Genomic DNA, 26460 nt, shown 5'->3' with positions numbered 1-26460 from the left:
GCGCGGTTCGCGCTGAATTGTTGATTGCCCGCTCGGATTCCCGGTCCCGGAACACCAAGGCGGCGGGTCACGTCGCCTGTTTCTTCTGGCGGCCTTTCTTGCCGCCGCCGATCTGGACGGTGGCCCTGCAGTCCGGATAGCCGGTGCAACCCCAGAACGCCCCGTGCCGGCTCTTGCGTTTGCGCATGGGCTTGTCGCACTCGGGACATTGCTTCTGCGGCCCGGTTGCGATGCCTTGCGGCACATTCAAACCATGCTGCTGCACTTGGCTGACCGCCTTGTGTATCCACTGCGTTTGCCGCGTGACAAAATCATCGAGCGTCATGCGCCCAGCACTGATTTCATCCAGGGCCTGTTCCCATACCGCCGTGGTGTCCGGGTTCGTGATGGCCCGCGGGAGCATGTCGATCAAGGCCCGGCCGCCGTCGGTCGCGACCAGTTTCTTTTTCTTTTGGGCCAGAAACCGGCGCTCGATCAGCGTGGATATGATGCCGGCACGTGTGGCTTCGGTGCCCAGGCCGGCGGTGTCCTTGAGGATCTTTTTGAGCCGTTCGTCCGTCACCAGCGAGGCGACATTTTTCATGGCCGCAAGCAATGTGCCTTCGGTGTAGTGCGCCGGTGGCTGGGTCTGTTTGGCCTGAACCGCCGCGCCCTGGACCGGGCAGCGGTCGCCCTCGCGCACTATCGGCAGACGCGCATTGCCGGCTTGATCCGCCTCATCGGCGCCGGCATGGCCTGTGACAGCCTTCCAGCCGGCAACGACGACCCCATTGCCGGTGGCGCGAAACGCCGCGCCGCCCATGTCGAGCGCAAGGACAGTGCGGTCGTATTCGTGATCGGGATAGAACTGCGCCAGATAGCGTGTCCGGATCATCCGATAGATCAGCCGCTCCGTGTCGGACATCCGGCCGAGATCGGCCGGCTCGGTCGTGGGGATCATGGCGTGGTGCGCCGTAATCTTGCCGTCGTTGAACACGCGCGCCTGGCGCGACGTATTCGCCCCCTCGACTGCGCCCGCCACCCGCGGGTCGGTGCGCGCCATCGCGTCAAGCACGGCATCCGCTTCACCCTGCATGCTGGTCGGCAGATAGCGGCAGTCGGTTCGCGGATAGGTGACCGCCTTGTGCGTCTCGTACAGCGCCTGCACCGTGCTCAATACGGCCTGTGCGCCCATGTCAGCGGTTTTATTGGCGTCCTGCTGCAGCGTGCCGAGATCGTAAGGCAAAGGCGCCGACGCGCGCTTGCGCGTCGTTTCGGCGGCTGTTACTCGGGCAGCGTCGCCCTCGATCTGTTGCGCCATGCGTCGGGCCGCCTCTTCATTGAGACAGCGGCCCTTGGCGTCGGTCATGTCCGCCGGCGGCTGCCACTGGGCGTCGAACGTCTCGCCTGCATCGGTCGCCAGTGTCGCCACCAGATCCCAATACGGAACCGGCTTGAATGATTCGATCGCACGATCGCGATCGACGACAAGCCGCAGCGTCGGTGTCTGGACCCGGCCCACGGGTAGTAGCCGATCGTGGCCCTGGGAGCGCGCCATGGCGGTATAGGCGCGGGTGAGGTTCATGCCGACCAGCCAATCCGCGCGGGCCCGGCCGAGGCCGGCGTGATAGAGCGCTTCGGTCTCGGCGCCGTCTTTCAGGCGGCCCAGGGCCTTGCGGATACTGGCGTCATCGAGCGCGGACAGCCACAGCCGCGATATGCGGCCCCGGTACGCGCAGCGATCCAAGAGCTCGCGGGCGATCGTTTCGCCCTCGCGGTCGGCGTCGGTCGCGACTACGACATGCCGAGCCTTGCCTAGCAATTGTTCGATGGCGTTGTACTGCGCCTTGACCTTGGGCCGGACATCGAGGCGCCACGGGTCCGGGATGATCGGCAGCGTATCTAGCGACCAGCGTTTGTACTCGTCGCCGTAGCAATCAGGCGCGGCCATTTCCAGTAGATGGCCGAAACACCAGGTCACGGTCACGCCGGAACCGGCGAGATAGTGCTTGGTCTTGTGGGTCGCGCCGAGGATCCGGGCGATGTCGCGGGCCTGGGACGGCTTTTCGCAGAGATAGACGGTGTCGCCAGCCATGGGTCTGTCGGGAATGAGTGACGCCGACAGCATCGCAGCCCGACTGCACTGCGAGCGGAAAAATGGGTGCAGCCTAGCGTGTAATTTCGCTTCCCACACCTGATACCGGATAGAAATCGACTTTTCGACTCAATTTTGCTTAATATAGGCACATATTCGCCGATCTTGGGTGCTTCTGTAAGGGGCAAGCGCCGTCCGGCGAGCAGGCTGGCCACACTGTGGCCAGCCTGCCATTTGCCTTAAAGATCGGTAATCCGAGCCAGGTCCGTTCCCCACGATCGAATCATGAGCCAGACTTGGTACCGACCGTGGGAATCGTGGTAATTCGTCAGATCCACGCCCATCGGCTTGATAACAGCGAACACACCCGGTGCGATCTCATTGAATTGCCCGATAACGGGTTTCTTTCCGATGCATTCGCGAATCAGGAGCAAAAGGCGCTGTCTGTCCCAACTCGCGGGCGTTGCCGTCCGATAAGGCAGACGCCGCAAATGATTAAGTACAGCGTCGATATCAGTCTCGCTGATGACCACGCCAGGCGGCGCGCTGCGATGCGCCTTAAAAATTTTCGAGATGATTCCGCGCATCGTGAATTGCATGATGATTAAAGGGTTGTTCTTGCCGGTTGGCGTTGGCTCGGCTGGCCACAGTGTGGCCAGCCCAATCGTCACAGGCCGAGCACAAGTCGGGTCCCACCCAATAGCACGGTTGCTCGGAGCGTTCGACGCAGCCGGTACAGTCCGCGTCGGTGCAGCCGCACGCGCGACACGATCGGGCGTGGGGCGCAGCGTTTCCAGGGGTCATAGTGGTGTCCTCCGGTATCCAACGGGCCGAAAATCAGGCTGGCCACACTGTGGCCAGCGCATCAGCTCTCGGGCTATGGGACGAATCAACCGACGGGTGCGGCGTGTTGGGCGCCGTCTTCCGGGGTGGTCACAGTGTGGCCAGCACTGTCATCGGTTCCGTTCGTCGGTCGGTTTCGCGGCTTGCGCGCGATCGATTCGACGCGTGACAAATCCAGGGTGACATCATCGGCCGTCAGTTCGAGCCGGGAAAACTTGTCGCCATCCTTCTCCCAACTGTTCTGTACCAGCGTGCCTTCGACCTTGATGCGATCGCCCTTATCGAGCACGCGAGCGGCATGCGTACCGGCGATGCCCCAGCGCGATACATTGAGCCAAAATCCGCCCTTGTCCTTGAAACCGCCGTCGCCGTCCGGCACGGCACGATCGCAATACAGGCGCATTTCGGCGACCTGGCGGTCTTCGCCGTTGACGGTGACCGTCTTGAGTTCGGGGGCCGCAGCGAGATTGCCCCGAGCGGTAAATAAGTTCGACATCGGTTCGCTCCGTTAGTCAGGGTGAGTGTCGCTATTCGACAGCATCAGCCTCGTCCTGAGCGCGTTGCGGTACAACAATGAATCACGCGGATGGCGCGCGGAATTTAGATCGGCGAACGCGCGCGCGGTCGCGTTCGGGCAATCGTCCGATGCAGATCGGGGCAACCGGGCTTGTCCGCGTGCATGATCCAAGTCCGGCATCGAAGCGCTTGGTTCATGAGTTCGGATTGATCGGTGAGACAATCCGCGAGCTCGCCCAAGGAGGCGAAGCGCCCGTCCCGAATGGCCGTCTCAAGGTCGATGGCTTCATACATACGTCCTGTGAGTTCGGCGCGGTCCCATTCATCAGGCATGTTCAGTCGCGGCATCGTCCGCTCCGTTGTCGCGCCCGGTCATCGCTCGAATCATGGGTGGCCACAGTGTGGCCACCCTCGGAATACCCGTCGATGTTCGTTCAGATCGTTAGGCCGAACGGATGGGTCCGGTCTTGGATGGCGTGATGGGTTATCCGCGCTCGTTCTGGTTGTCAGGCGCATCGACCGACAGGCCGTCGCGTTCGATCGCCTTGATCGCATCCAGACCGTCGAGCCAGTCCTGCAGGCGATAGAGTTCATAGGACGCCGTCGACAGGCGCATATTGAGATAGATGCGCCGACGCTCGTAATTGAGCCAGTGACCACGTGCCGAGATCGGAACGCGTGCCAGCAACGCCCGACCGGCCTGGCCCGTCAGACTGATCGCCGTCGTGCTTGGGTTGCCCCACCGCCGGGCACTGGATTGGCGCCAGCGGTAAAACGTCAGGCTCCGATCGTTGTATCGCACGATCTTGGCCGGGGCCGTCGGAAACTGTTTGCCGAATGATTCACATAGCCGGGTTCCCTCGGCTTCGCCGTCCCGTATCACCTGCTCGAGGGCCGCCAGACGCTGGCGCGCCTCCCTTACCCTTAAAGGGCCCTTTAAAGGGGCTACGTCAAATCGGCCGGCCACGGCTTCGTCAGATTCAACTGAGCCGATTGCTTGCCTACGACGCATCGTCGTTACCACGCTCGTCGGTCGTGGGATCTGTGTCAGTCGCTTCATCCGTCGCCGCGTCATCGTGGCTGGCCACAGTGTGGCCAGCATCGTCGCTGTGGCTGTTCGACGGCTGCACGCCCTCGATTACCGGTGCGTGCTCGGGCCGGAGGTCACCGTCCAGCACGGCCTGTGGCAGTTCCCCCATGGCTTGTTGGGCGCGCTCGGCGCGCCGCGTGCCGCCGCGCAGATCTTCGCGCTTGACCGCGGTCGCCCGGTACCCCTGGGCTGTGGCATAGGCCCGGCGAACGGCGCGACCGCCCTCGCCGAGCATGCGCTCGGACGCATCCCGATTGATCAGCCCGACATGGCGCGCCGTCAGCACCGCCAGCACGAGCTCATCGAAATCAGCGAGTAGCCAAGCGCCCATGTAGCCGTAGGGGTTGGAAAAGGTGAGCTCGACCCTCGCGGGCTCAAGCGAATGCGCCAGGCCCACCTTCATCGCCGCCACCCGGGCCATGTCGGCTTCGATGGTCTGCTTCAAGGTCGCGATCTCGTCCTTGGATTCATGTAGTGCCTGCTCGACCTGCAGCAGAACCCAGTCGGCGTAGGGATCGTCGCGGGTTGCACCCGACCAGATCGTGCGCACCATGGCGCCATAGCGATACAAACCGATGATCGGCGGTTTGCCGTCGGTACCGCGTCGGCCCTGCACCAGCCGTTGTGCCTGACGGGTCTGGATGGTCATCTCGACAAAATTGCGCAGCCGTCCGGGCACGATCGCCGGCCCGGTGGTTTGGGAAGGTTCGCTCATGGGTGACTCCGAGCTTAGGCGACGGCCTGTCGCGAATAGGGCGTTCCCCACCAACAGTAAATCCGGCATGGCCGGTATCGCAGCAGAAAACGCCGGCTGCGGGGCGACGGATTTTTTGCATATGGGCTGACCACACTGTGGCCAGCACGATGGCGGCGAAAATGGGCTGTTCGGTCTACTCGTCGCGGTGCGGCGTCTGCCCGGCCGTGGCGACTCGGGTTCGATCAATCCGCCGATCACGTGTCCACCGATTTGCGATCGAATCCACTACGGGCGTTCGATCTCGCATCGCGATCGGTTCAGCGCCACCCGACGCAACGCGGGTCGCAGGGGCCGTTCGCCGGCTGGCCACACTGTGGCCAGCACTCAGGCTTGCTTGCGACATGACGCCCCATCCTCGCCCCGCAAGGCCTGGTAACGCTGTTTGAGCGCGTCGCGTTCCTGACAGAGCCGGTCCCGCTGGGCTTCCAGATGCGGCTGACTCTCGGGATGGGCGAACGGGATGAGGTTGTCGTCGAATCCCTTGATCTCGCTCTGCAGGTTGTGGATCTGGCGCCTGAGTTCGGTCAATTCGCCCCGCGGTCCACGCGGTCCGCTGTCATCGCCGCTGCCACCCGTGCCGGATGGGCGGGGCGGCGCGCCGACGGGCTGGAAAGTACCCGATCGGACACGCTTGCAGAGCGCGACGGCATAGCCCACCGGGCTGCGCATCGGGTTGTCCGGATCCTGGAGCTTGCGTGCCAGGGCATCCAGCACTTCCTGGCATTGCGTGCCGGTCAGCTGCATCGACGCGAATGATCGTTCGATCAGCGTTCGCTCGTTCGCGGGCAATGCCTCGGGCCATCGAAGGGCATCGGCGGCTTGCGTCGCTGAGTTCGGCGGACTGCTTTTGCCAGAATCGATCGCCCGGCTGCTCGATCGACTCGCGCGCGCAGACTCTGGTTCATTCTTGTTAGTAGTAGTTGTATTACTACTACAAGTAGGTCCAAGTGCAAATTTTGTATTTTGTGGATAATTCAACCGATCGTTTTTATTTTCAACAACTTGTGATCCAAGTGCAAAATCTGCACTTGGCTGTGACGCTCCAGGTGCAGAATTTACACTTGGGTATCCAGGTGCAGAATTTGCACCAGCAGACGGGGTGGCCACAGTGTGGCGAGCGGATTTGTCGACAAAATTTGCACTTGGATGAGTGGGCTCGGGCTGCCCAAGTGCAGATTTTGGCGTTCTCGGTGAGGTGGCCACAGTGTGGCCAGCGCTATTGGGATCATGTTGCTTGGCGATGCGGCCGCCTTCCGGCATCAGCAGATCGAAGAACGTCCCCCCACCGCTCTGCACGGCTTTCGCGGCCTCGATGCGTCGATTCATTGGGTCCGGTGGTTCCAGCGGATCGTGCCCGGCATTCAGAGCCTGATCGATGCTCGCCAGCGCGGCGAGCGCGGCGTTGCGGATATACGGGTCGTCGTCGCCCTTGCTGCGATCGAGCAGCTGCAAATACGTGGCGTCGAGTCGGTTGGCATCGGCCAGCGCGCAGGGCTCGCTGTGAATCGCGTTGATACTGCCGCAGTAGCGCCCCCGGCGATCGCGTACGCGCTTGTGTTGGCTGATCCAGCGACAGATCCGCAGCAGAGTGCGATCGCGATGCACGGTTCGTCGACCGTGACCCAGCACCTGGGCGGTATGCGTCAGAGACGGCATGGCGATCGCGTCGTGCGGTTTCTGGCTCGATTCTTGCATTAGAAGCAAAAACTGAACCTTCGCGCTGTCACTGAGAAACGGATCCCGCACGAGGATGGCGGGGTAGCTCTGGTGCCACACCCCCAAAAACAAAAGGCCCTCGGCGTCATCGCCCAGGGCCTTGTTCGATTGCGCCAGATCGTGTGCGGCCTGTTTGAGATAGGAATCGAGCGTGTCGTTCCGGTGGGGCCGGTCGCCGCTCATGATGTGCGCTCTAATACATTCGCACCGCGGATGAAGCGCCAGAGTGTGCGACAATCCGTGCCGGTGTCATCGGACAGCCTCAGCCATTCGTCGGCCGAGGCGGGCGCTTTGCCGTTCATCCGGTGATGCCAGGCGCGCCAGATCGTGTTCATGGTGTCGGTGTCGGGCTCGGCCGGACGCCCGGCGCCGCGCCGTCCGCGGCGACAGCGCCGGCGCAGGGCGGTGTACTGGCCATCGGTCATGCCGAACAATTGCCGCATCATGTCGACCGGTGCCTCGCGACAGACGAGCTCTGTCTTGAGCTTTTCGGCGGCGCGTTCGGCTTTCATTTCTTGCAACACGAGCCAGAAACGCTCGCGGTCAAGGCGGATATCCAGCACATGGCCGTCCATGCGCCCGGCCACCGACAGGAAGTCGGAAAACTGCAGCGCCTTGAGTGCCGCTCACCAAAATTCAGGTCGCGCAACACCGCCCAATCGCCTTGTTCCAGGCAATGGGTGGCATAGATCAGTGTGGCGAGCGTGAGATTCGATTCGTTGGTCTGCATTACTGTTCCCCCCAAGGCGTCTCGTCGGTGGCGCGATAAATCTCCCGATAGGTGTCGACGAGTTGGATCCAATCGGCCCAACGTTGGTCGGGCCAGCTTTGATAGAGCACCGGGCCCATATCGTTGGGCTCAAGCGGCGGCACGTCCGCGAACAGATCGCGATCGGCTTGTTCCCACTGCCAGCGTGAAAATGGTTGCTGTCCGTCACGGGCCTGGCGCATGGCTTGGCCGATGGGCCGATTGGTCCAACCCGTCGGCATGACCTCGCAGGCCCGCCCGTGACGGGCGAATTGCTCGGCCAATGTGGCCAGGTGCCACCAGACGCACATGGCGCTGCGACCGATGTCGGGATGCCAGGATTGCTGAACCTCGACGGGAATCGGGCCCACCAGGAATCCGAGACCCGTTTGGAGCGGCTGCACCACGTCCCCGAGCCGCGAGCCCTGCGCAATACGGCTGGCCAGCGTCCATGTCCGGGCGCGTAGCGACTTGAGATCGTGGGGCAGAGCATCCGTACCGGATGACCCTTCCACCGAACGTGTCGCGGCGTTGCCGCTCTGTGAAGCGGCGTCCTCGGCCGGCTTTTTTTCCGCCGTACCCCCTGTCGACGCCGGCGGGGCAGAGCGCTTGTGATCGTTCGCGTCGGTGGGATCCGTGGACTGGGTCGTCGCCGATGCGGTTTGATTTGGCGACGACCCGGTGTCTGTCGACGGTGTTGACTCAGTCTCGTTGGCGGGCGCTGTCGTGGATCCGTTCGATGACTCGCCTTCGGTCGGTTGATCGGTCGCATTCGACGTCGGCGCCGCCTCAACTTTGGAATCCGAACGCCCATACAAGGCGCCCCCAAACTCGAGACTGGCGCGTTGCATGTCGCAGTCCGCACTGATGGACAGTTCTTCCTCGAGATCCCGCCGCAGGGCGTCGAGATCCAGCATGTCGCCGTCATGACGCTGTAGCGTTTGCTCGAACAGACTATGGGCTTCGTCGGCGTCGCCGAGTTCTAACGACGCCCAGGCCTTGGCAAAGGCCCGCTGCAGTTCGTGGATCTTGGCGATCGTCGTCCGCCCCATACCGGCTTGCAGTACGGTCGGAATCAGCGGATACAGGGTGTCGACCGTATAGTCGTACCAGCCGATCATGGTCCGGCCGATCTGATAGCCCAGCGCATTGAGTCGATCGCGTAGGGCCCGCTGCGACAATGACTCGCCAGACTCGGCCTTGAGCATCGCTCTTAATTCCTGGACCGCGATCGCGCGATCGATGAAGGTCAGGTCACCGCGGAGATCGTTGTCCTGGATATGGGCCACCAGCGTCTGGGTCTCGCCGGTCCAGGGCTGGAATTGACACCACACCTGCTCGAAACGCGCGTCGCCCGTCTCGTGCCAAAGTTCCTGGATAATGAGCAACCGCGTGTTGCCGCCGACGCCGATCATGTACAACCCGGGTTGGTCGGTGTCGGGACGTTGCGTAATCGTCAGAACCTGGTTGAATCCGGTTTCTCGGATGTAAGCCTTGAGCTTCTCGCGCTTATCGTTCGGGCTGCGGCGCGGATTACGGTCGTACGGCACGATCTGGTCGACGTCGACCAACATCGGCGTCGTCGTGACCGGCGCATGGGACGGATCGGTGCTGGCTTTCGGGTCGTCGCGCCGAAAATGAGGCTGTGACAATAATTGGTCCATCTGGTCCGCGGTGGGGCGCTTGCGACTCATGGCCGACCTCCCGCCGATGCCGTGCCGACTCGCGGTAGCAGCTCGCGAACGAGCGCCGTCATGGTCTCCAGCCCGGCCGGTGCGGTGCCAGCGCGACGGTGAGGCTCCCAGACATGGACTGGGACTTGGGCACTGGCGGCTTCGCGGTAGGCCACTGTGGCCGGTACCACGGTATCGAGGATCGAGATATCACCCCGACTTTCTGCAAACGTCGATTGCCGCAGCGTGTCCGCCACCAGGCGGGCATCGACCGTGCGGTCCATGCGATAGCACAGCCCGTACAGGGGCCCGACGGGCGCACCCAGCATGTGCATGGGCCGCAAACGCTCCAGCATGGACAGGGTGCCGCGGGCGAACTCCCGCGCACTCAGGATTTCCGGCGGAATCGGCGAGAGCAGGAGATCGCCGGCGAGTACACCGATATCCTGCAACGGACCGATCGCGCCTTGCGTATCGATCAGGACAAAGTCGTAATCGACATTGGCGAGCGCACGGCGCAGCCGGATTCGGCCATCGGGGGTGTGCAGGATCCAGTTTTCAAGCCGTCCCTCCGGATCGTCCGAGATAACGATATCCAGGTTGGGTAGGCTCGTGCGGCTGATCGCCGTCTCTATCGTCCCCGCGGTGACGACATCGTAGAGCCCGCTGGCCGCATGATAATCGAACGGGTAATACGAACTCAGCGTGGGCTGGATATCCGCATCGACCATGAGGACGCGATAACCTGCAAGCGCTAGAAATCCGCCCAGATTGGCGGTCAAGGTCGTCTTGCCGACCCCGCCTTTGCTGGAGGCGATGGCGATCATATGCATAGCGGTGCCTCTCGAAGCTCTCGGACGGAGCAATATCAGACGCGCTCGTTAAGCCGTTCGGCGATCCACGCCTCGATTTCGAGCGAATCCCAGCCGACGGCGCGCACGCCAAGGCGCATGGGCTTGGGAAATCGGCCTTGTTTGATGAGGTTGTAGATATGGGCCCGCTTGAAGCCGGTTTTGGCCTCGACCTCGGGACGCCGCAGGATGCGACGCTCGGCAGAAGCGGTAGATGCAGTTGATTCGGACATGGAGATCACTCCTTGAGGCGCCTTGGCCTTGTTAGGACGTGATCCCTATTCAATAGATCTCGGCGGCAAAGAAAACCGTAAATGGGGTGTCGCCGACCCCAAATGGGGTAAGTGCGCTTCAATCAGCCCGCAAATGCCGCTTTGCCTGGGCGAATTTGTTCTCTAGCGTGCTTTGGGATATGCCGAGTTGGTCGCCGTGGTGCGCGATCATGGCGCTGATCACAGCCTCTTGCGTGTTAAAGCTCGAGTAGGGTCGGCCGGCCGGTGAATTCCCGAGTAATAAGGTGAGAAAGCCGGCGATGATATTCAGGTAGGCCGACTCACTACGCGGGCTGGGCTCCTGAGCCTGTTTGGCTTGTCTTGCGTCGGCTTCATGTGCTTGGCGAAGCGTATCGAGCTGGATCTGGAGCCGTTCCGAGACTTTCGCTTGGTCGGCCAAGCGGATTTTCAAAGCCTCCCGATCGGCGAGTAAGGTTTGCACCGTGTCTTTGCTGACGGTGGGGCACAAACGACGTTCAACGGCGTTGAACAGAAAGCTGGGTTTCTCGGCCGGATAGAAATGGGCCATCCAGGCCTTCAGATCCACGTGGCGAACGGTCAGGTCGGGCGAGTCGAGCAGCGTCGGATCGTGGTACGTGATGCCGTTTTTCCCATAGGCTAGATCACCGTTGGCGAGGGCGTCGACGATGCGTTCGGCGTTCAGGTGCAAGGTCGGCCATTCGGGAAAGTCCTCGGGTTTCGGTCGATGCCGCGTGCCGATGCGCTCGAGAATCCGTTGCTCGTATTGCAGTAGTCCGCTCCACCGGAGCGCGGCTTCGATTGGACGGTAAAACACCTTGTGTCCGGTGCTTGGCTCTTCGGGTGTCGTGGGCATGACTCATCTTCCCCATGCCGACGGGTCTTAGTGGTTTTGTGCTCCGTACAGTGCGGCGGAAGTCGATGTCGTTGAGCCCATATCTACTTAAAGAAGCGAGATGTGAGCAAGGACATCGGAGGGGCAAATGGAGCTGTACGCCATTTGTCATGAAAAAGCCTTGTTTGCCGGTTAGTGAAGAAGTCCAGCCCGCATAAGACCGCTCGGCTATAACTTGAAACGATAATTCAGCAGTATTGATCTAGCCTGCTGGCCGGATAAAGACCCGAGCAGTCTCGTTTCATGCCCAATGGGACTATGAAGTGCGTTGATACGAATGGAACATCCGCAGCTAGCTGTGACCTCTCAGTAGATTGTTCATCCGAGCCACTGTCCCTGAAGCTGATGGGTGCTCAAATCCTGAAGCCAAAGGAGCGACCCGGATGAACACGCACAATAATGCGCGACTCACGTTTCGAGGTCGAGTGCTGCTTGTCGAGCGCGTACTCGATCAGGGCATGCACCCGATCGACGCTGCCCAGGCTATGGGCGTGAGTGCCCGCACCGCCTACAAGTGGCTGCGCCGCTATCGCTTGGACGGTGAGGCCGCTCTGTTTGATCGCAGCTGCCGCCCCCGGCGCTGTCCCCATCAGTTATCGGCACATCGGCGTGAACAGATCATCGCGCTGCGGCGTCAACGGCACATCTACCCGCAGATCAGCCGGGCCACCAGCGTGCCGGTCAGCACGATTTCACGCGTGCTGCGTTCGGTCGGACTCAACCGCCTGGCGGCGCTCGAGCCCCGCCAGCCGGCTGCCCGCTACGAGCACGACGCGCCGGGCGACCTGTTGCATTTGGACATCAAGAAACTCGGACGCTTTGATCGGCCCGGACATCGCGTCACCGGCGACCGGCAGGCCGGTCGTTCACGCCATGCGGGCTGGGATTATGTCCACGTCGCCATCGACGACCACAGCCGGGTCGCACACGCCACGATCTGGCCCAACGAAAAAGCGACCAGCGCCAGGCAAGCGTTGATCGCCGCGCTGCGCTATTACCGAGGCTTGGGCGTGCGCTTCTCGGCTGTGCTGACCGACAATGGCGCCTGCTATCACTCACGCCGATTTGCCAAAGTCTGTCGGCGCCTCGGGCTCAAGCACCGGCGCACGCGTGCCTATCGGCCGCGTACCAACGGCAAGGCCGAGCGATTGATCCAGACGGCGCTGCACGAATGGGCGTATGCGCATACCTACAAAAACGCCGCGCAACGCGCGGCGGTTCTGCCCTACTGGCTGCACGACTACAACTGGCACCGACCGCATGCCAGCTTGGATCACCAGCCACCGATTAGCCGACTCGGGCTGTCTGTGAACAATCTGGTGGGTTTACACAGCTAGCTCAGCTTCCCCGGACAGGTAAATCAAACCTGTGGACTTGGCTGAGCGGATAAAAGGATGGGCATCGAACGGCGTCAATATTAGTCCAACGCCAAATCCGGATAGGGGGCGCTATGGCGCCCCCTATCCGGATTTTGAGAATAGCTCGAGCTTGCCTGTCAGGCTGAACGGTTCAAATATCGTTATGGTGGCGTCATGGCTGATCTAATCCTCCTAACCAAGGGACCTGTTGTTGCGTTAGCTCAGCATGCGCTAAGCGCGAAGCCGCGTGACCTTGGAGCGTTGTTTCAAATCGTCGAGGTAATCAGCCCACCACTGCATCATCTGACGGCGCTCCTCCAGATATTCGGATCTATGGTATGCGGCGCGGACTTTATTGCCCTCCGCATGTGCGAGTTGGCGTTCTATCGCGTCTCGGTTGAATCCGCTCTCATTAAGAATGGTCGAGGCGGTCGCTCTAAAGCCGTGAACCGTCGTTTGGCGCTTATAGCCCATGCGATATAGTGCGTAGAGCAGCGTATTCTCGCTCATGGGGCGCAACGTACTGTTCCGGCCGGTAAAGATATACTCATATCGGCCGGTGATTTCGCTTAACGTTTCGAATACTTTTATGGCCTGCTCGGACAGCGGCACGATATGTTCATCGCCGAGCTTCATGCGTTCGGCCGGTATGCGCCATTCAGCGCGCTCGATATCGATCTCTGTCCACCGAGCAGCGCGTAGCTCGCCGGTACGTAGGAAGGTCAAAGCAATGAGCTGTAGGCCGTATCGTGTGATTACATGCCCATCATAGGTATCGAGGCCCTGCAGAAATGCAGGTAGTTCATCGCGAGATAGCGCGGCATGGTGTCGCGCCTTACGGGTTTTCAATGCACCCTTGAGATCCGAAGCGGGATTATAGGTCGCCTTGCCCGTGACAATGGCATATCGGAACACCATGCCGATGCGCTGCAGAACGCGATGGGAGTAATCCAGAGCATCGCGTTCCTCGATTGTGCGGATTACCCGCAGTACCTCTGGCGGAGTGATCTCGGCCACAGGTCGGCTGCCAAGCGCCGGGAAAACATCATTCTCGATCGAGCGTATAACCTTCGTGGCGTGTTTTTCACTCCATCTTGGACGTTTGTGCTCGTGCCATTCGCGGGCAATCGTTTCGAATGCATTTGCCTGACGGGCCTTGGCTGTTTCCTGGGCCCGCCGCTTAAGCTCCATTGGATCGTTGCCATCGATGAGCTGCTTGCGCGCCTCGTCTCGTTTCGAGCGGGCGTCGGCTAACGAGAGGTCCTCCGCGGTGCCGAAAGCGAGTGTTTTTTCTCTTCCGTGAAAGCGATATTTCAATCGCCAGTATCTGCCGCCATTGGGTCTGACGAGCAGATAAAGCCCGCCGCTATCCGAAAGCTTGTATTGCTTCTTGCGGGGCTTGGCTTGTTTAACCTGGACGGCGGTGAGGACCATGGCTGGGGGTATCTCTAAGCGGTCTTCAATCTGGTACCCCCAAAAATACCCCCAGATACCCCCGGATGGCAATAGACTCCTCTGGAACTTGGCGCATTAAAAAAGCCCGTAATCGCTTGGATTCGGGCTTGATTTTGGACGATTATGGACGTCCTTGGAGGTGTTGATGGTGCCCGGGGCGAGACTCGAACTCGCACTCTGTCACCAGAATCGGATTTTGAATCCGACGCGTCTACCAGTTCCGCCACCCGGGCGCGACAGCGCGCAGTATACCCATCGTGCGCGCTGTCGCAAGGCTTGCCTGGGGCAACGCTTGAAACGGCTTGCCCGAGACGATCAGTAGGCGGCCAGAATAGCCTCCAGATCATGCTGATAAGCGGTCACGGTCTGTTGATAGGTCAACGCCGGGTCATCTTTCGTGCCGTTGATCAGAATGCCAAAGGCGGCGAAACCGCCGTCGGACAGGCGCAGATAGCCGGCCAGCGCGCGCACCGTCACAGGCTCGGACAGCGTGCCGGTCTTGGCCACGATACGGGTCTGGAAGTCGAAATTGCCGCGTTTGAGCGTGCGCGACGGCGCCGATAGCGGCACCGGGATCGCACCGTAGAAGGCCGGAAACAACGCGTCCTGGTGATACATATAGTCCAGCAGGGCAACGAGATCGCGGGCCGATATATTGTTGTCCAACGACAGGCCGCTGCCGCTCGTGAAGGCCGCGTCCGAGCCGTTGCCGGCCGAGCCGTAGGCAAAGGCATCGGCCCGATCGGCCAAGGCTTCGAGCGCCTGGGAGGCGCGTGGCAGGGTCAACGGGAGGTTGTAGCCACTGTCCGCCGCGACATCCAGGGTCAAGGTATCGGCCATGTAGTTGTTGGAGTAGGCCAGCATCGGAATGAGCTGCTCGGCCAGCGTATCGCTTTCGATCCGGGCCAGCAGCGCGCCGTGGCTGTCGTAATCCGTACTCTGGGTGCGCACGGCGCCCTGGACACGGATACCGGCCTCGCGCAGCAGCGTGGCCAGCATGTTGGCGGTCTCCTGTGCCGGACCGGTCACACCCCGCTGGAAATCGTAGGCGCCGTAGCCGACCGGCAGGTTGCCACGCAGATGCAGAGTCGACACGCCGGACTCATAAGTACGCCACGCCGATACGCCGGCATTGCCGCCACGAGCCACGGTATCCACGCGGTTATCGATGCGATAGCCCGGCAGCTCGGCCGGTTGCAACACCACGCGGCTGTTCTGGTCGGGCGACTCGCCGGGATAGAGCGTGACGTTCACGGTGCCGAAATTCACGCCGGCCGCCGATAGCGGTGCGCTGTAGGCATGCGAAGACCGTCGCTGGGCCGAGCATCGATCCGTTGTCAGACAGGGCACCGGGCCGAACAGGCCGTCATCGATGACCAGATCGCCGGTGATCGTGCTGATACCACGCCCGGACAGGCGTGCGACGAGCGTACGCAGTGCGGGCGTATCCAGCGCCGGGTCCCCGCCGCCAACGAAGACCAGATCCCCGTTGAGCGTACTGCCGGCGATGGGCGCCTGACTGGTGAAACGCGACGTGAAGCGATGATCCGGGCCGAACTGCTGCAGCGCGGCCGAGGCGGCATAGAGCTTGCTGGCCGAGGCCGGGCGCAGCCGCTGGTTGGCGTTGAGTTCGGCGATCACCGAGCGATCCGAGAGTTTCATCACGAATGCGCTGACCTGGGCATGACGATTCAGCGAGGCCAGGTTGGAAAGCGCCATCGGTGCGGCCAGCGCGCTACCACCGGCGCCCAGACACAAGGCCAGGCTGGCCGCGCGCGCAACGCGGCCGGGCATGAAAGAGCGCGATAAGACGAACACGACACGATCGAGCATTGACAACATCACTCTGGTCAGCGAATAAGCAGGCGGGTTTAGTCTAGCGTACGGGCACACGGTGCGAGTTTGCATCGACGCCGCGCAGGCCACGCTCTACACTCCGCGCCCATGATCTATGAATCCATTCGCGCGTCGGGCAATGCGCGGCGCGGTCGTGTGCATCTGCCGCACGGCACGGTCGAGACACCGGCCTTCATGCCCGTGGGTACTTACGGCACCGTGAAGGGCATGACGCCCGAAGAGGTCGCCGGTCTGGGCGCGGAGATCGTGCTGGGCAATACGTATCACCTGATGCTGCGTCCCGGCACCGATATCATCGACGCGCACGGCGGGCTGCATGACTTCATGCAGTGGCACGGCCCAATTCTCACCGACTCCGGCGGTTTTCAGGTCTGGAGTCTGGCCGAGATGCGAAAGCTCACCGAAGAAGGCGTGGCGTTTGCCTCGCCGCTCGACGGGGCCAAGTGGTTTCTCACCCCCGAGCGTTCGATCGCGGTGCAGCATTCCTTGAACTCGGACATCGTGATGTGCCTGGACGAGTGCACCGATTTTCCGGTTGCCAAGGACCAGGCCGCGGCCTCCATGCAGCTGTCCATGCGCTGGGCCGCGCGCTGTCGCGCCGCGCACGGTGACTCGGGCAACAAGCTGTTCGGTATTAACCAGGGCAGCATTTATCCGGATCTGCGGGCCGAATCGATGGCAGCCCTGGTGGATATCGGCTTCGACGGCTATGCCATCGGCGGCGTGTCGGTCGGCGAAGGCTGGGACGACAAGGCCGCGGTGCTGGATAACATCCTGCCGTTGACGCCGAACGATGCCCCCCGATATCTCATGGGGGTGGGCACGCCAGCCGACCTGGTGGCCGCGGTGGGCTATGGCATCGACATGTTCGACTGCGTAATGCCCACGCGTAACGCCCGCAACGGCTATCTGTTCACCCACGCCGGGATCGTCAAGATCAAGAACGCCGTACACAAGTTCGACACCGGTCCGCTCGATACGGCCTGTGATTGCTACACCTGTACGCACTATAGCCGGGCCTACCTGCATCACTTGCATCGCTGCGGCGAGATCCTGGGCGCACGGCTCAACACCTGGCATAACCTGGCGTATTACCAGCGCTTGATGGCCCGTATCCGGGCCGCGATCGAGGCCGGCGACTACGCAGGCTTTCAGCGGGATTTCTTCACCGGCGCCGAGGGCGCGGGCACGCCTCAGGCAGCACATGGCGGCTGGGCGTAGCGGGCCGGCTTTGGGCCTGTGGCATACTGTGGCGCTCGATTCGAGGCCCGTAGCAGCATGGCTTGCATGGTCGTTGCCACTTGACACTCGATGACGTCTTTTTTCGATCAATCTCGTGGATCTCGCCACGATTTATTCTGAAGGGCAGACAAGATGGATTTTCTGATTTCCAACGCCTACGCACAGGGCGGCGGCGGCCAGGGCGGCAGCATCATCCCAACCGTGCTGATGGTCGCTGTGTTCTTCGTGTTCATGTATTTCATGATCATCCGCCCGCAGATGAAGCGTCAGAAAGAGCACAAGAAGCTGCTGGAATCGCTGGACAAGGGTAGCGAAATCGTCACTGCCGGCGGGCTGGCCGGACGCATCCGCGAAGTCGGCGAGAATTTCCTTGTGGTCGAGATCGCCCAGGGCACGGAAGTGCGGGTACAGAAATCCTCGGTCACCAGCGTCGTACCCAAGGGCACGCTCGACGCGCTGTAAGCCGGCTCCGGTCGCGCGTCGTGTCTGATTCATTGTTTCATCGTTATCCCAACGGGGCGTCATGAACCGTTATCCGCTGTGGAAGTATCTGTTATTGCTCGTCGTGCTGGTCGTCGGGCTGTTGTATGCCTTGCCCAACGTGTTTGGCGAGCAGCCGGCCGTGCAGGTCTCGGCAGCGGATAATCAGACCACGAGCCCAGCGCTCGTTGACCGGGTCGAGACGATTCTCGGCAACGACGATCTGGCGGCCACGAGCGTGCGTCTGGAGGATAATCGGCTGCTGGCCCGTTTTTCCGGCACCGAAGCACAGCTGGCGGCGGCCGGCGCGCTCAAGCGCAAGCTCGGCGACGACTATACGGTGGCGTTGAACCTGGCGCCCTCCACGCCGGGCTGGCTGCGGGCCATCGGCGCCGAGCCGATGTCGCTGGGCCTGGATCTGCGGGGCGGGGTGCACTTCCTCCTCCAGGTCGATATGGACGCGGTGTTTGACAACACCTACGAGCGCTACGCGCGTGATGTGCCGGCTTATCTACGCAATAACGATATCCGCTATAGCCGGGCCTATCAGGACGGCGACAGCGTGCGCGTGATCTTCCCCACGGACGCTGCGCGTTCGGCGGCGGAGGACGCCTTGCCGAGCCAGTTTGCCAATCTCGAATTCAAGCCGGGCACCGAGGCCGATACGCTGGTGGCCACGCTCAGTGACGCTCGTGCGCAAGAGATTCGGGCTTTCGCGCTGGAGCAGAACCTCACGACGTTGCGTAATCGTGTCAACGAGTTGGGCGTGGCCGAGCCATTGGTGCAGCGCCAGGGCCAGGATCAGATCGTGGTCGAGCTGCCCGGCGTGCAGGACACCGCCCAGGCCAAGCGTCTGTTGGGCAAGACAGCCACGCTCGAATACCGCCTGGTCGATCAGGCGCACGACGCGCAGCAGGCCGAGAGCACGGGTAACGTGCCCAGCGACAGCGAACTGTTCAAGACCGATGACGGCCAGCCGATTCTCTTGCAGGCCGATGTCATCGCCTCGGGCGATCAGCTGGTCGATGCCTCGGCCGGTTTCGACCAGCAGAGTAACCAGCCGGCGGTGTTTGTCACGCTGGACGGCCAGGCCGCCAGCAATATGTACGACGTGACGTCATCGCACGTCGGCGACCCGATGGCCGTGCTCTATACCGAAACCCGGTACGAGACCAGCTACGAGGACGGCAAGAAGATCAGCCGCCCGACGACTGACGAGCGCGTGATCAGTATAGCCAATATTCAGAGCGCTTTCGGCAAACGGTTCCAGACCACTGGCCTGGCGCAGGGTGAGGCTCATGACCTGGCGCTGCTGCTCCGTGCGGGCGCACTGGCGGCACCGGTCAATATCGTGCAGGAACGCACGATCGGGCCGAGCCTGGGTGCCGACAACATCGCACAGGGCCGTAACGCGGTCATCGTCGGCTTTCTGGTCGTCGTGCTTTTCATGGCGATCTATTACCGCTTATTCGGCATTATTGCCGATGCGGCATTGCTGATGAATCTGGTGCTGGTGGTAGCGGCGCTGTCGTTGCTTCAGGCCACGCTCACGCTGCCCGGTATCGCTGGCATCGTGCTGACCATCGGCATGGCGGTGGATGCCAACGTGCTCATCTTTGAGCGCATACGCGAAGAGCTCGACGCCGGGAGTGCGCCCCAATCGGCGATCAAGCAAGGCTACGACAAGGCCTTCACCTCGATCTTCGATGCCAATATCACCACCCTGATCGCCGCTCTCATGCTTTTCGGCTTTGGCAGTGGGCCGATCAAGGGCTTTGCCATCACGCTCTCTCTGGGCATCGTGACCTCGATGTTTACCGCCATCATGGGCACCCGCGCCGTGGCCAACCTGATCTATGGCCGCAAAGCCCGGCTCAAGAAGATCTCGATCTAAGGGATATCCGACTATGCGTCTGATCAAGTCCAATACCTCGATCGATTTCGTAGCGCTGGGGCGGTACGCGGTGATCGTCTCGGCCGTCGTGCTGCTGGCCAGCATCGGCTCGTTGCTGGTGGGCAAGCTGACTTTCGGCATCGATTTCACCGGCGGCGTAGTCGTTCATGTGGCTTATCCGCAGGAGGTCGAGCTTAACGACGTGCGCGGCGCGCTGGATGACGCCGGCTATACCGAGCGCACCGTTCAGCATTTCGGCAGTGCCGACACCGCGCTGATCCGACTGCCGGCCGCAGACGGCGAGAAAGAAAGTGCAGCCATCGGCGACAACGTCATGGCCGCACTCGGCGCTGGGCCGCCGGGTGCGGCATTGCAGAGCGTGGAGTTCATCGGCCCACAGGTCGGCCAGAACCTCGTGAACAAGGGCGGTCTGGCGCTGCTTTATACCGTCATCGCTATTCTGATTTACGTCATCGTGCGCTTTCACTGGAAGCTTTCGGCCGGGGCGGTGGCCGCGCTCGTACACGATATCGTCATCACCCTGGGCGTGTTCTCGTTCACGCATATGGACTTCGATCTGACCGTGCTGGCCGCGCTGTTGGCCGTGCTGGGCTACTCGCTCAACGACACGATCGTGGTCTATGACCGTATCCGCGAGAATTTCCGGCGCATGCGCAAGGCCACACCCAAGGAAGTGGTCAACGCCGCGGTCAACCAGACGCTGTCGCGTACCTTGATGACCTCGGGCACCACGATTCTCACCCTGCTGGCGCTGTTCTTCCTCGGCGGACCGGTGATACATGGCTTTGCCGCGGCGCTGCTCGTGGGGATCGTCACCGGCACCTACTCGTCTATCTTCGTGGCGAGCGCGCTGGCATTGCTGCTGAATATCGATGCCCACGATCTCTTCCCGCCCAAGGAAGAAGACGCCGAAAAAGCCGCGCGCGTCACGCGCTAAGCGCGATGCCCGAATCGCCCATAACAAGACACGCCGGGGCGTGTCGTTGTGGGCGTATCAGTTGGACATGCGTAGAGAACCCGACGAGCGTGTCGTATTGCCATTGCGACGATTGTCGTCGGGCGACCGCTGCGCCAGTGACGATATTCGTCGGTTTTGCCGAATCCAGCCTGACTTTTGCAGACGGCGCGAGACCGGTCGCGCATCAGGCAACGCCAAGCGTGTCACGCTTGTTCTGTCCTGACTGCGGCACGCCCGTGGCCTACCAGGATCGGCGCCTATCAAATCGGCTTTATTTCTATATTGGCGTGATGAGCACGCCAGACCGATACATGCCGACGTGCCAAGCCTTCGTGGCCGAAAAGCTTGCCTGGTTATCGATAGACGATGGCTTGCCGCGCTACGGCGCCTTTAGTCAGCCCCTAGTCTCGCTGACATAGGCCGGCATGTCGCGGTGCAAGGCCTGGCCGCCGTAGCGTCGTGTCTCTGGATAATATTCGGCCCAGCGCTGTATGTCGCCCGCGCGCGTGTCGCCGCTTTTGTGGGCGATATAGGCCAGAGTCATATCCATGCCGGCAGAAATCCCGGCGGACGTCCAGATGCTGCCCGCCTGCACATAGCGTGCTTCCAGAACATCAACGTCGCCAAGCGCGCGGAGTCGGTCGAGCGATGCGAAATGTGTGGTCGCAGATCGGCCTGACAGCAGGCCGGCAGCCGCGAGCACGAATGCGCCGGTACACACCGCCAGTACATCGGCCTGCCTGGCCTGGTGGGCCACGAAATCCGTGATCGCAGGGCGAAGGGCCGCCGCGCGCGTGCCCCAGCCGCCCGGAACGATGAGCACGTCCAGGGCTCCGCCGTCGGCGAGTGACACGTCGGCGAGAAGCTGCAGGCCTTTGGCACAACGCACCGGGCCGGCGTGTTCGCCGATCAGCAGGCGCTCGCTCGGGCCGTCGTTGAAATCGGCCCAGACGCCGAACAATTCCCAGGCGCCGAGCAGATCGAGTTCTTCCAGATCATCAAAAACAAGAAAGCCGACGCGCATGACGGCTCCGGGTTGAATCGAAGCATTCAGCGTGCCGGCTTTCTGTCGGCCGGTGAAACTCGCCTTGTTATCAGCCGCCGTTTGGCGTCTTGGCGATCTTGTCCAGCAGCTGCGGGTAGATCTTGGGGTTGGCGGCCACGATGTTGCCGGTCTCCAGCGGGTTGATATCGTTATCGCGCGCGTCGCTGGCGATACCGCCGGCCGCGCGCACCATCAGCGCGCCGGCTGCCATGTCCCATGGCCCGAGGCCGAATTCCCAGAAACCGTCCAGGCGGCCGCTGGCAACATAGGCCAGGTCAAGCGCGGCCGAGCCCATGCCGCGCATCGCGCCCGAGGCCGACACCAGGCGGTTGTACAGCGGCATATGACGCGCGATGTCTTCGCGCCGGCGATAGGCAAAGCCGCTGGAGAGCGTGGCATCGCGCAGGCGCGTGGTCTTGGACACCCGCAGCCGGCGACCGTCCAGTGTGGCACCCGCACCGCGATCGGCCGTGAACAGCTCGTCCTTGACCGGGTCGTAGATCACCGCGTGCTCGACCACGCCCTTGACCTGGCAGGCGATCGAGACACAGAAATGCGGAATGCCACGGATGAAGTTCGTGGTGCCGTCGATGGGGTCGATGATCCAGACGGTATCGGACTCACCGATCGTGCCCGATTCCTCGGCCAGAAACGCGTGATCGGGGTAGTTGCGCTCGATCACGTCCATGATGACGGCCTCGGCCTTGTGATCGGCCTCGGTGACGAAATCGTTATCGCCCTTGCGCGCAATTTCGCCGGTCTCACCACGACGGTAATAAGACAGGATCACGTCGCCGGCACGGCGCGCGGCGGTCACCGCGATATTGGTCAGTGGTTGCATGCAGGGCAGCGCCTAAAAGACGGCTAGTTTACCATTGCCGGCCGTGTTCCCGAATCCGTGCGTTACCGTCATGGCCGATTCGTCTCATCTGCTTCCCGAGGATTGCGGGCCCGATCGTCTGGCCCGCCTGCGTATCGTGCTGGTCGGGGCGCAACACCCCGGCAATATCGGGGCGGCCGCTCGGGCGATGAAGGTGATGGGGCTGGCCGATCTGGTGCTGGTCGCCCCCGAGCGCTATCCCGATCCCGAGGCCACGTCACGTGCTTCGGGCGCGGAGGATATTCTAAGCGGCGCCCGCGTGGTGGCGACACTGGAGGAGGCGCTGGCCGATACGGTGCTGGCTATTGCCACCAGTGCGCGCTCGCGGCGCACCGAATGGCCGCTAGTCGACGTGCGTGCAGCGGCGGGGCGAGCGGTGGCGGCAAGCGTCGACGGCCCGGCGGCGATCGTGTTCGGGCGCGAGCGCGCGGGCCTGAACAACGCCGAGCTGGAGCGTTGCCAGTTGCATCTGCAGATTCCGGCCAATCCGGATTACAGCTCGTTGAACCTGGCCGCGGCGGTTCAGGTGGTCGCTTACGAGCTGCGCGTGGCGGCGGGTGCTGCGATCGCGCCCACGCCGAGCCATGAGCCGGTCACCGGCGCGGATATGGAAGGCCTGTTCGGCCAGCTCCAGGGCGTGCTCGAGGCCTCTGGCTTTCTCGACCCGAACGAGCCGATGCTGCTGATGACGCGCCTGCGCCGGCTGTTTTACCGGGCGGCACCCGATCGTGTCGAGACCAATATCCTGCGCGGCGCGCTGCGCTCGCTGGATCCGCGCGGTAGCGCCAATCGGCGGGCCCGCCAGGCGTCGGATGATTGAGGCCCGGCGCGGGCGCACGCCGGTCGTGTTGCGGCTGGTATCTTGATCGTGATGTTTTCGGCCTGACATAGACGATCAATGTTTCATCATCGGCCCGGCCACGGCCCGGCCGCCACGGCACTGCAAGACGGTGCGCTGGGGACCTGCATGTTCGCTCGGCTCAAGGAAGACCTGCACGCCATCTTCGAACGCGATCCGGCTGCGCGGAGCGTTTGGGAAGTCATATTCACCTATCCCGGGCTACACGCCATCTGGTGGCATCGCCTGGCGCATCGCTGCTGGAACACCCGGCTGAAGTGGCTGGCCCGGGTGATTTCGCATTTCTCGCGCTGGGTGACCGGTATCGAGATCCATCCCGGGGCCCGTATCGGGCGGCGTTTTTTCATCGATCACGGCTTTGGCGTGACCATCGGCGAAACCACGGTGATCGGCGACGACTGCACGATCTATCAAGGTGTGACACTCGGCGGCACCAGCTGGAACCCCGGCAAACGTCACCCCACGCTGGCTGATGATGTGGTCGTTGGCGCGGGCGCCAAGGTGCTGGGCCCGTTTACGGTGGGCCAGGGCGCGCGGGTCGGCTCGAACGCCGTGGTGGTCAAGGAGGTGCCGGCCGGCTGCACGGCGGTTGGTGTGCCGGCCAAGCTGGTCAAGTGCAAGGACGGCAAGCCCGAGGATCGTCGGCGCGAAACCGCTGATCGGATCGGGTTTGCCACGTACGGCGTGGCCGAGAACATGCCCGATCCGGTCGCCCGTGGTATCGATGCCATGCTCGACCATATCGATACCCTGGAGCGCCGCCAGGACGAGTTGGAACGTCTGGTGCGCGCCGCCGGGATCGAGCAGGGGGCCGAGCGCGAAACCGAAGACGCGTAATGAGCGCCGATACGACAGCGATCTATCTCGATCATGCGGCGACCACGCCCATGCGAGCCGACGCCCGCGACTGTCTTCAGGCTTGTCTGGCCGCGCCGCTGGGTAACCCGTCGTCGCCGCACGGTCCAGGTCAGGCGGCTGCCGCCCGGATCACCACGGCGGCGGCGCAGCTGGCCGATGTCGTCGGCGCACAGGCGGATGAGATCGTCTGGACGTCCGGGGCGACCGAGGCCACCAATCTCGCGCTGCGCGGCGTGGCCGCCTTCGCCGAGCGGGGCGCCTCGACCGGCCGGCCGGTACGAATCATCAGCTGTGTCACCGAGCATTCGGCAACGCGCGATACGCTCAAGGCGCTGGAACAGCAGGGCGTCGATGTGTTCTGGCTGGCCGTCGATACGCAGGGACGTATCGATCTCGACGCGCTCGAGGCGGCGCTGGCCCAGCCCTGTGATCTGGTCTCGTTGATGCACGTCAACAACGAGACCGGACTTGTGCACGACGTGGCGCGTATCGCCGCGCTTTGTCAGGCACACGACGTGGCACTGCATATCGATGCGGCCCAGTCGCTCACGCGGCTTGCCATTGATGTATCGACAACGCCGATCGCCTTGGTGTCAATGTCGGCACACAAGATCGGTGGCCCGCCGGGTATTGGCGCGTTGTACGTGCGGCGCCGCCCCCGCGTGGGGCTGGCGCCGCAGATCATCGGCGGCGGCCAGCAACAAGGCCGACGCGCCGGCACATTGCCCACCCACCAGATCGCCGCCTTTGGCGCGGCAGCTGCCGGCGCCGATGCCGAGCGTGAAACCACGCAGGCCAGCTATCGCCGACTGGGCGAGCGGCTCTGGCACGGATTGTCGTGTATCGACGGGGTGACGCGTAATCATCCGCCGGCCGCCATCGGTGCGGCCCCGTTCGTGAACGTGAGCATCGCCGGTGTCCACGGCGAGGCGATTCGCACGGGCCTGGCCCATGGCCAGCCGAATATCGCGCTATCCGGTGGCTCGGCCTGTAGCGCGGCCCGTGGTGCCTCATCCTACGTGCTGCGCGCGATGGGGCGTCGCGTTGACGCCGCGGCGGCCAGCCTGCGATTGACGCTCGGGCCCGGTATCGACGAGGCCACTGTCGATCGGGTGGTGGTTCGTGTGGCCGAAGAAACAGCGCGGCTGCGCGCCCTGGCCGGCAGGCCGGCATGAGTAGCCGCAATGCTGTCATCGATCGATTCTTGACGCCGGCCCATGCCGCGGCCGATAGTGACATCGATCAATGGCACAATGAGAGCGTGCAGCAGACACCTGGGGCCGACGCCTGGTGTCGGCTCCTTGTACAACCCGTGTGCGCCCACAGTTACAGGGCACGATTTTGGGCCTACGGGCCACCGGCCGTGATCGCGGCAGCCGACTGGCTGTGCGAGCAGGTCGAGCGAGACGGTATCGAGGTCACGGCCCGGATCAAACCGGGCGACGTCGCCGCAGCGCTTGATCTGGCGGCCAGCGAGCGTCATATCGGCATACTCGTAATCGATGCGTTGGCCACGGCCGCGTCGAATCTGGGACGATAGTGTTATGAGTCAGACAAGCGAAACCGCGATGAGCGACACGCCCTTGCTATCGGTGACCGAAGCAGCGGCTGAGCGAATCAAGCATCAGCTGGACAAACGCGGCCACGGGCTCGGCCTGCGGGTCGGCGTTCGTAAATCCGGCTGTTCGGGCTATATGTACACCATGGACTATGCCGACGAGGTGCACGACGAAGACGATGTGTACGAAGGCCACGGCGCCAAGGTGATTGTGGCCCGCAAGCATATGGACGTTCTGGCCGGCACCACGGTGGATTTCCGCTCGGAAGGGCTGAACCGTATGTTTCGTTTCGACAACCCCAAGGCCAAGAACGCCTGCGGCTGTGGCGAGTCGTTCACGGTCTGATTGCAGGCCCGAGGGGCTGTTGCCGTTCTGTGCGAGTCCGCGCCAAGCGCTGTTTTGTGGCAAGACGAGGCGTAGCCCGCGCCGCGCAGTCACTGTCGCGCAGTGGGCTAGAACGCTGTATTGCCAACGTGTCGTTAATCTACGGGCGCTTGTCCCGAAGGGTTGGGCCCGAAATCTGGCCATGCCGCTGGCTCACCTTGATCGTGGCACAGCCAGAGCCGCGGCTTGCGCCTTG

27 protein-coding genes and 1 tRNA gene are annotated in these 26460 nt (G+C 62.6%); 11 read left to right on the top strand and 17 right to left on the bottom strand.

Features of this window, described 5'->3' with window-relative positions; all coding sequences use genetic code 11:
* Positions 1-67 precede the first annotated feature (67 nt).
* The 12 genes from SAJA_RS14360 to SAJA_RS14300 all read right to left on the bottom strand — a co-directional run bounded on the left by SAJA_RS14360 (position 68) and on the right by SAJA_RS14300 (position 11375).
* Complete coding sequence (locus tag SAJA_RS14360; RefSeq protein WP_123659363.1) at positions 68-2074, bottom strand: DNA topoisomerase III; 2007 nt, start codon at positions 2072-2074, stop codon at positions 68-70.
* 239 nt (positions 2075-2313) lie between these two features.
* The gene (locus tag SAJA_RS14355) at positions 2314-2745 is read right to left on the bottom strand and encodes a hypothetical protein (protein WP_221180268.1); all 432 of its coding nucleotides are present in this window, start codon (positions 2743-2745) and stop codon (positions 2314-2316) included.
* Positions 2746-2963: 218 nt separating this feature from the next.
* On the bottom strand, positions 2964-3413 hold the full coding sequence (locus SAJA_RS14345; protein ID WP_123659361.1) for a single-stranded DNA-binding protein: 450 nt from the start codon (positions 3411-3413) through the stop codon (positions 2964-2966).
* Between the two features lie 104 nt (positions 3414-3517).
* Positions 3518-3781: a hypothetical protein gene (locus SAJA_RS14340; protein WP_123659360.1), complete on the bottom strand. Its 264-nt coding sequence runs from the start codon at positions 3779-3781 to the stop codon at positions 3518-3520.
* Positions 3782-3917: 136 nt separating this feature from the next.
* A complete protein-coding gene (locus SAJA_RS14335) occupies positions 3918-4457 on the bottom strand; it encodes a hypothetical protein (RefSeq protein WP_184999918.1) in 540 nt (179 codons plus the stop codon).
* Positions 4435-5238, bottom strand: a complete 804-nt coding sequence (locus SAJA_RS14330) for a PFL_4669 family integrating conjugative element protein (protein WP_184999917.1) — start codon at positions 5236-5238, stop codon at positions 4435-4437. The genes SAJA_RS14335 and SAJA_RS14330 overlap by 23 nt, the downstream gene beginning before the upstream one ends.
* A gap of 366 nt (positions 5239-5604) precedes the next feature.
* Positions 5605-7179: a hypothetical protein gene (locus SAJA_RS14325; RefSeq protein ID WP_123659357.1), complete on the bottom strand. Its 1575-nt coding sequence runs from the start codon at positions 7177-7179 to the stop codon at positions 5605-5607.
* Positions 7176-7607, bottom strand: a complete 432-nt coding sequence (locus SAJA_RS14320) for an STY4526/YPO1902 family pathogenicity island replication protein (RefSeq protein WP_123659356.1) — start codon at positions 7605-7607, stop codon at positions 7176-7178. The genes SAJA_RS14325 and SAJA_RS14320 overlap by 4 nt, the downstream gene beginning before the upstream one ends.
* 118 nt (positions 7608-7725) lie before the next feature.
* Positions 7726-9438 carry a ParB family protein gene (locus SAJA_RS14315; RefSeq protein WP_123659355.1) on the bottom strand — a complete coding sequence of 571 codons (1713 nt, stop codon included), beginning with the start codon at positions 9436-9438 and terminating at the stop codon, positions 7726-7728.
* On the bottom strand, positions 9435-10250 hold the full coding sequence (locus tag SAJA_RS14310) for a ParA family protein (RefSeq protein WP_123659354.1): 816 nt from the start codon (positions 10248-10250) through the stop codon (positions 9435-9437). Before SAJA_RS14310 ends, SAJA_RS14315 begins: the two co-directional genes overlap by 4 nt.
* Positions 10251-10285: 35 nt before the next feature.
* Positions 10286-10501 carry an AlpA family transcriptional regulator gene (locus tag SAJA_RS14305; protein WP_123659353.1) on the bottom strand — a complete coding sequence of 72 codons (216 nt, stop codon included), beginning with the start codon at positions 10499-10501 and terminating at the stop codon, positions 10286-10288.
* A 118-nt stretch (positions 10502-10619) separates the two neighbouring features.
* The gene (locus tag SAJA_RS14300) at positions 10620-11375 is read right to left on the bottom strand and encodes an ATP-binding protein (protein ID WP_123659352.1); all 756 of its coding nucleotides are present in this window, start codon (positions 11373-11375) and stop codon (positions 10620-10622) included.
* A gap of 422 nt (positions 11376-11797) precedes the next feature.
* On the opposite strand from SAJA_RS14300, the gene SAJA_RS14295 reads away from it, so the two are divergent.
* Entirely contained in the window at positions 11798-12751 is a 954-nt protein-coding gene (locus tag SAJA_RS14295) for an IS481 family transposase (protein WP_123659351.1), read from the top strand.
* Between the two features lie 252 nt (positions 12752-13003).
* On the opposite strand, the gene SAJA_RS14290 is transcribed toward SAJA_RS14295, so the two are convergent.
* From SAJA_RS14290 to dacB, 3 genes are all read right to left on the bottom strand, one after another.
* The gene (locus SAJA_RS14290; RefSeq protein ID WP_123659350.1) at positions 13004-14206 is read right to left on the bottom strand and encodes a tyrosine-type recombinase/integrase; all 1203 of its coding nucleotides are present in this window, start codon (positions 14204-14206) and stop codon (positions 13004-13006) included.
* A 167-nt stretch (positions 14207-14373) separates the two neighbouring features.
* Positions 14374-14460 (bottom strand) — tRNA-Leu (locus SAJA_RS14285).
* 82 nt (positions 14461-14542) lie between these two features.
* The gene (gene dacB / locus SAJA_RS14280; protein ID WP_184999915.1) at positions 14543-16021 is read right to left on the bottom strand and encodes a D-alanyl-D-alanine carboxypeptidase/D-alanyl-D-alanine endopeptidase; all 1479 of its coding nucleotides are present in this window, start codon (positions 16019-16021) and stop codon (positions 14543-14545) included.
* 150 nt (positions 16022-16171) lie between these two features.
* Here dacB and tgt point away from each other — a divergent pair, with 150 nt between their 5' ends.
* The 5 genes from tgt (at position 16172) to SAJA_RS15625 (ending at position 21098) form a co-directional block, all read left to right on the top strand.
* A complete protein-coding gene (tgt, locus tag SAJA_RS14275; protein WP_123659348.1) occupies positions 16172-17305 on the top strand; it encodes a tRNA guanosine(34) transglycosylase Tgt in 1134 nt (377 codons plus the stop codon).
* A 153-nt stretch (positions 17306-17458) separates the two neighbouring features.
* Entirely contained in the window at positions 17459-17788 is a 330-nt protein-coding gene (yajC, locus tag SAJA_RS14270; protein WP_123659347.1) for a preprotein translocase subunit YajC, read from the top strand.
* Between the two features lie 61 nt (positions 17789-17849).
* On the top strand, positions 17850-19700 hold the full coding sequence (gene secD, locus SAJA_RS14265) for a protein translocase subunit SecD (protein WP_123659346.1): 1851 nt from the start codon (positions 17850-17852) through the stop codon (positions 19698-19700).
* A gap of 13 nt (positions 19701-19713) precedes the next feature.
* Complete coding sequence (secF, locus tag SAJA_RS14260; protein ID WP_123659345.1) at positions 19714-20658, top strand: protein translocase subunit SecF; 945 nt, start codon at positions 19714-19716, stop codon at positions 20656-20658.
* A 5-nt stretch (positions 20659-20663) separates the two neighbouring features.
* Entirely contained in the window at positions 20664-21098 is a 435-nt protein-coding gene (locus SAJA_RS15625) for a GFA family protein (protein ID WP_123659344.1), read from the top strand.
* Here the strand turns inward: SAJA_RS15625 and SAJA_RS14250 are convergent.
* Both SAJA_RS14250 and SAJA_RS14245 read right to left on the bottom strand, forming a co-directional pair.
* Positions 21074-21703: a DJ-1/PfpI family protein gene (locus SAJA_RS14250; RefSeq protein WP_123659343.1), complete on the bottom strand. Its 630-nt coding sequence runs from the start codon at positions 21701-21703 to the stop codon at positions 21074-21076. The genes SAJA_RS15625 and SAJA_RS14250 overlap by 25 nt on opposite strands.
* A gap of 70 nt (positions 21704-21773) precedes the next feature.
* Positions 21774-22565, bottom strand: a complete 792-nt coding sequence (locus SAJA_RS14245; protein ID WP_123659342.1) for an inositol monophosphatase family protein — start codon at positions 22563-22565, stop codon at positions 21774-21776.
* A 70-nt stretch (positions 22566-22635) separates the two neighbouring features.
* Between SAJA_RS14245 and SAJA_RS14240 the strand changes: the two genes are divergently transcribed.
* The 5 genes from SAJA_RS14240 to SAJA_RS14225 all read left to right on the top strand — a co-directional run bounded on the left by SAJA_RS14240 (position 22636) and on the right by SAJA_RS14225 (position 26225).
* On the top strand, positions 22636-23424 hold the full coding sequence (locus SAJA_RS14240) for an RNA methyltransferase (protein WP_123659341.1): 789 nt from the start codon (positions 22636-22638) through the stop codon (positions 23422-23424).
* Positions 23425-23571: 147 nt separating this feature from the next.
* Positions 23572-24300: a serine O-acetyltransferase gene (gene cysE, locus SAJA_RS14235; protein ID WP_123659415.1), complete on the top strand. Its 729-nt coding sequence runs from the start codon at positions 23572-23574 to the stop codon at positions 24298-24300.
* Positions 24300-25496, top strand: coding sequence for a cysteine desulfurase family protein (locus tag SAJA_RS14230; protein WP_123659340.1), 1197 nt, complete (start codon positions 24300-24302; stop codon positions 25494-25496). The genes cysE and SAJA_RS14230 overlap by 1 nt, the downstream gene beginning before the upstream one ends.
* Positions 25493-25861 (top strand): iron-sulfur cluster assembly scaffold protein, encoded by a 369-nt coding sequence (locus SAJA_RS15570; protein WP_342777557.1) that lies wholly within the window; start codon positions 25493-25495, stop codon positions 25859-25861. Before SAJA_RS14230 ends, SAJA_RS15570 begins: the two co-directional genes overlap by 4 nt.
* Positions 25862-25865: 4 nt before the next feature.
* A complete protein-coding gene (locus SAJA_RS14225) occupies positions 25866-26225 on the top strand; it encodes a HesB/IscA family protein (RefSeq protein WP_342777556.1) in 360 nt (119 codons plus the stop codon).
* Positions 26226-26460 lie beyond the last annotated feature (235 nt).

Source organism: Salinisphaera japonica YTM-1 (assembly GCF_003788585.1).
Lineage (GTDB): Bacteria > Pseudomonadota > Gammaproteobacteria > Nevskiales > Salinisphaeraceae > Salinisphaera > Salinisphaera japonica.
Note: the sequence above shows the minus strand (reverse complement) of the source record. Positions and strands in the feature narration are given on the sequence as shown.

What these genes read in the sequence shown, in the direction of transcription:
- SAJA_RS14345 (WP_123659361.1), bottom strand. Translation starts at nt 3,413, where the DNA reads ATGTCGAACTTATTTACCGCTCGGGGCAATCTCGCTGCGGCCCCCGAA.
- SAJA_RS14295 (WP_123659351.1), top strand. Translation starts at nt 11,798, where the DNA reads ATGAACACGCACAATAATGCGCGACTCACGTTTCGAGGTCGAGTGCTG.
- yajC (WP_123659347.1), top strand. Translation starts at nt 17,459, where the DNA reads ATGGATTTTCTGATTTCCAACGCCTACGCACAGGGCGGCGGCGGCCAG.
- SAJA_RS14315 (WP_123659355.1), bottom strand. Translation starts at nt 9,438, where the DNA reads ATGAGTCGCAAGCGCCCCACCGCGGACCAGATGGACCAATTATTGTCA.
- SAJA_RS14340 (WP_123659360.1), bottom strand. Translation starts at nt 3,781, where the DNA reads ATGCCGCGACTGAACATGCCTGATGAATGGGACCGCGCCGAACTCACA.
- SAJA_RS14305 (WP_123659353.1), bottom strand. Translation starts at nt 10,501, where the DNA reads ATGTCCGAATCAACTGCATCTACCGCTTCTGCCGAGCGTCGCATCCTG.
- dacB (WP_184999915.1), bottom strand. Translation starts at nt 16,021, where the DNA reads ATGCCCGGCCGCGTTGCGCGCGCGGCCAGCCTGGCCTTGTGTCTGGGC.
- SAJA_RS14290 (WP_123659350.1), bottom strand. Translation starts at nt 14,206, where the DNA reads ATGGTCCTCACCGCCGTCCAGGTTAAACAAGCCAAGCCCCGCAAGAAG.
- secD (WP_123659346.1), top strand. Translation starts at nt 17,850, where the DNA reads ATGAACCGTTATCCGCTGTGGAAGTATCTGTTATTGCTCGTCGTGCTG.
- cysE (WP_123659415.1), top strand. Translation starts at nt 23,572, where the DNA reads ATGTTCGCTCGGCTCAAGGAAGACCTGCACGCCATCTTCGAACGCGAT.
- SAJA_RS14240 (WP_123659341.1), top strand. Translation starts at nt 22,636, where the DNA reads ATGGCCGATTCGTCTCATCTGCTTCCCGAGGATTGCGGGCCCGATCGT.
- SAJA_RS14300 (WP_123659352.1), bottom strand. Translation starts at nt 11,375, where the DNA reads ATGCCCACGACACCCGAAGAGCCAAGCACCGGACACAAGGTGTTTTAC.
- SAJA_RS14245 (WP_123659342.1), bottom strand. Translation starts at nt 22,565, where the DNA reads ATGCAACCACTGACCAATATCGCGGTGACCGCCGCGCGCCGTGCCGGC.
- SAJA_RS14230 (WP_123659340.1), top strand. Translation starts at nt 24,300, where the DNA reads ATGAGCGCCGATACGACAGCGATCTATCTCGATCATGCGGCGACCACG.
- SAJA_RS14225 (WP_342777556.1), top strand. Translation starts at nt 25,866, where the DNA reads ATGAGTCAGACAAGCGAAACCGCGATGAGCGACACGCCCTTGCTATCG.
- SAJA_RS14330 (WP_184999917.1), bottom strand. Translation starts at nt 5,238, where the DNA reads ATGAGCGAACCTTCCCAAACCACCGGGCCGGCGATCGTGCCCGGACGG.
- secF (WP_123659345.1), top strand. Translation starts at nt 19,714, where the DNA reads ATGCGTCTGATCAAGTCCAATACCTCGATCGATTTCGTAGCGCTGGGG.
- SAJA_RS15570 (WP_342777557.1), top strand. Translation starts at nt 25,493, where the DNA reads ATGAGTAGCCGCAATGCTGTCATCGATCGATTCTTGACGCCGGCCCAT.
- tgt (WP_123659348.1), top strand. Translation starts at nt 16,172, where the DNA reads ATGATCTATGAATCCATTCGCGCGTCGGGCAATGCGCGGCGCGGTCGT.
- SAJA_RS14360 (WP_123659363.1), bottom strand. Translation starts at nt 2,074, where the DNA reads ATGGCTGGCGACACCGTCTATCTCTGCGAAAAGCCGTCCCAGGCCCGC.
- SAJA_RS14250 (WP_123659343.1), bottom strand. Translation starts at nt 21,703, where the DNA reads ATGCGCGTCGGCTTTCTTGTTTTTGATGATCTGGAAGAACTCGATCTG.
- SAJA_RS15625 (WP_123659344.1), top strand. Translation starts at nt 20,664, where the DNA reads ATGCCCGAATCGCCCATAACAAGACACGCCGGGGCGTGTCGTTGTGGG.
- SAJA_RS14310 (WP_123659354.1), bottom strand. Translation starts at nt 10,250, where the DNA reads ATGCATATGATCGCCATCGCCTCCAGCAAAGGCGGGGTCGGCAAGACG.
- SAJA_RS14325 (WP_123659357.1), bottom strand. Translation starts at nt 7,179, where the DNA reads ATGAGCGGCGACCGGCCCCACCGGAACGACACGCTCGATTCCTATCTC.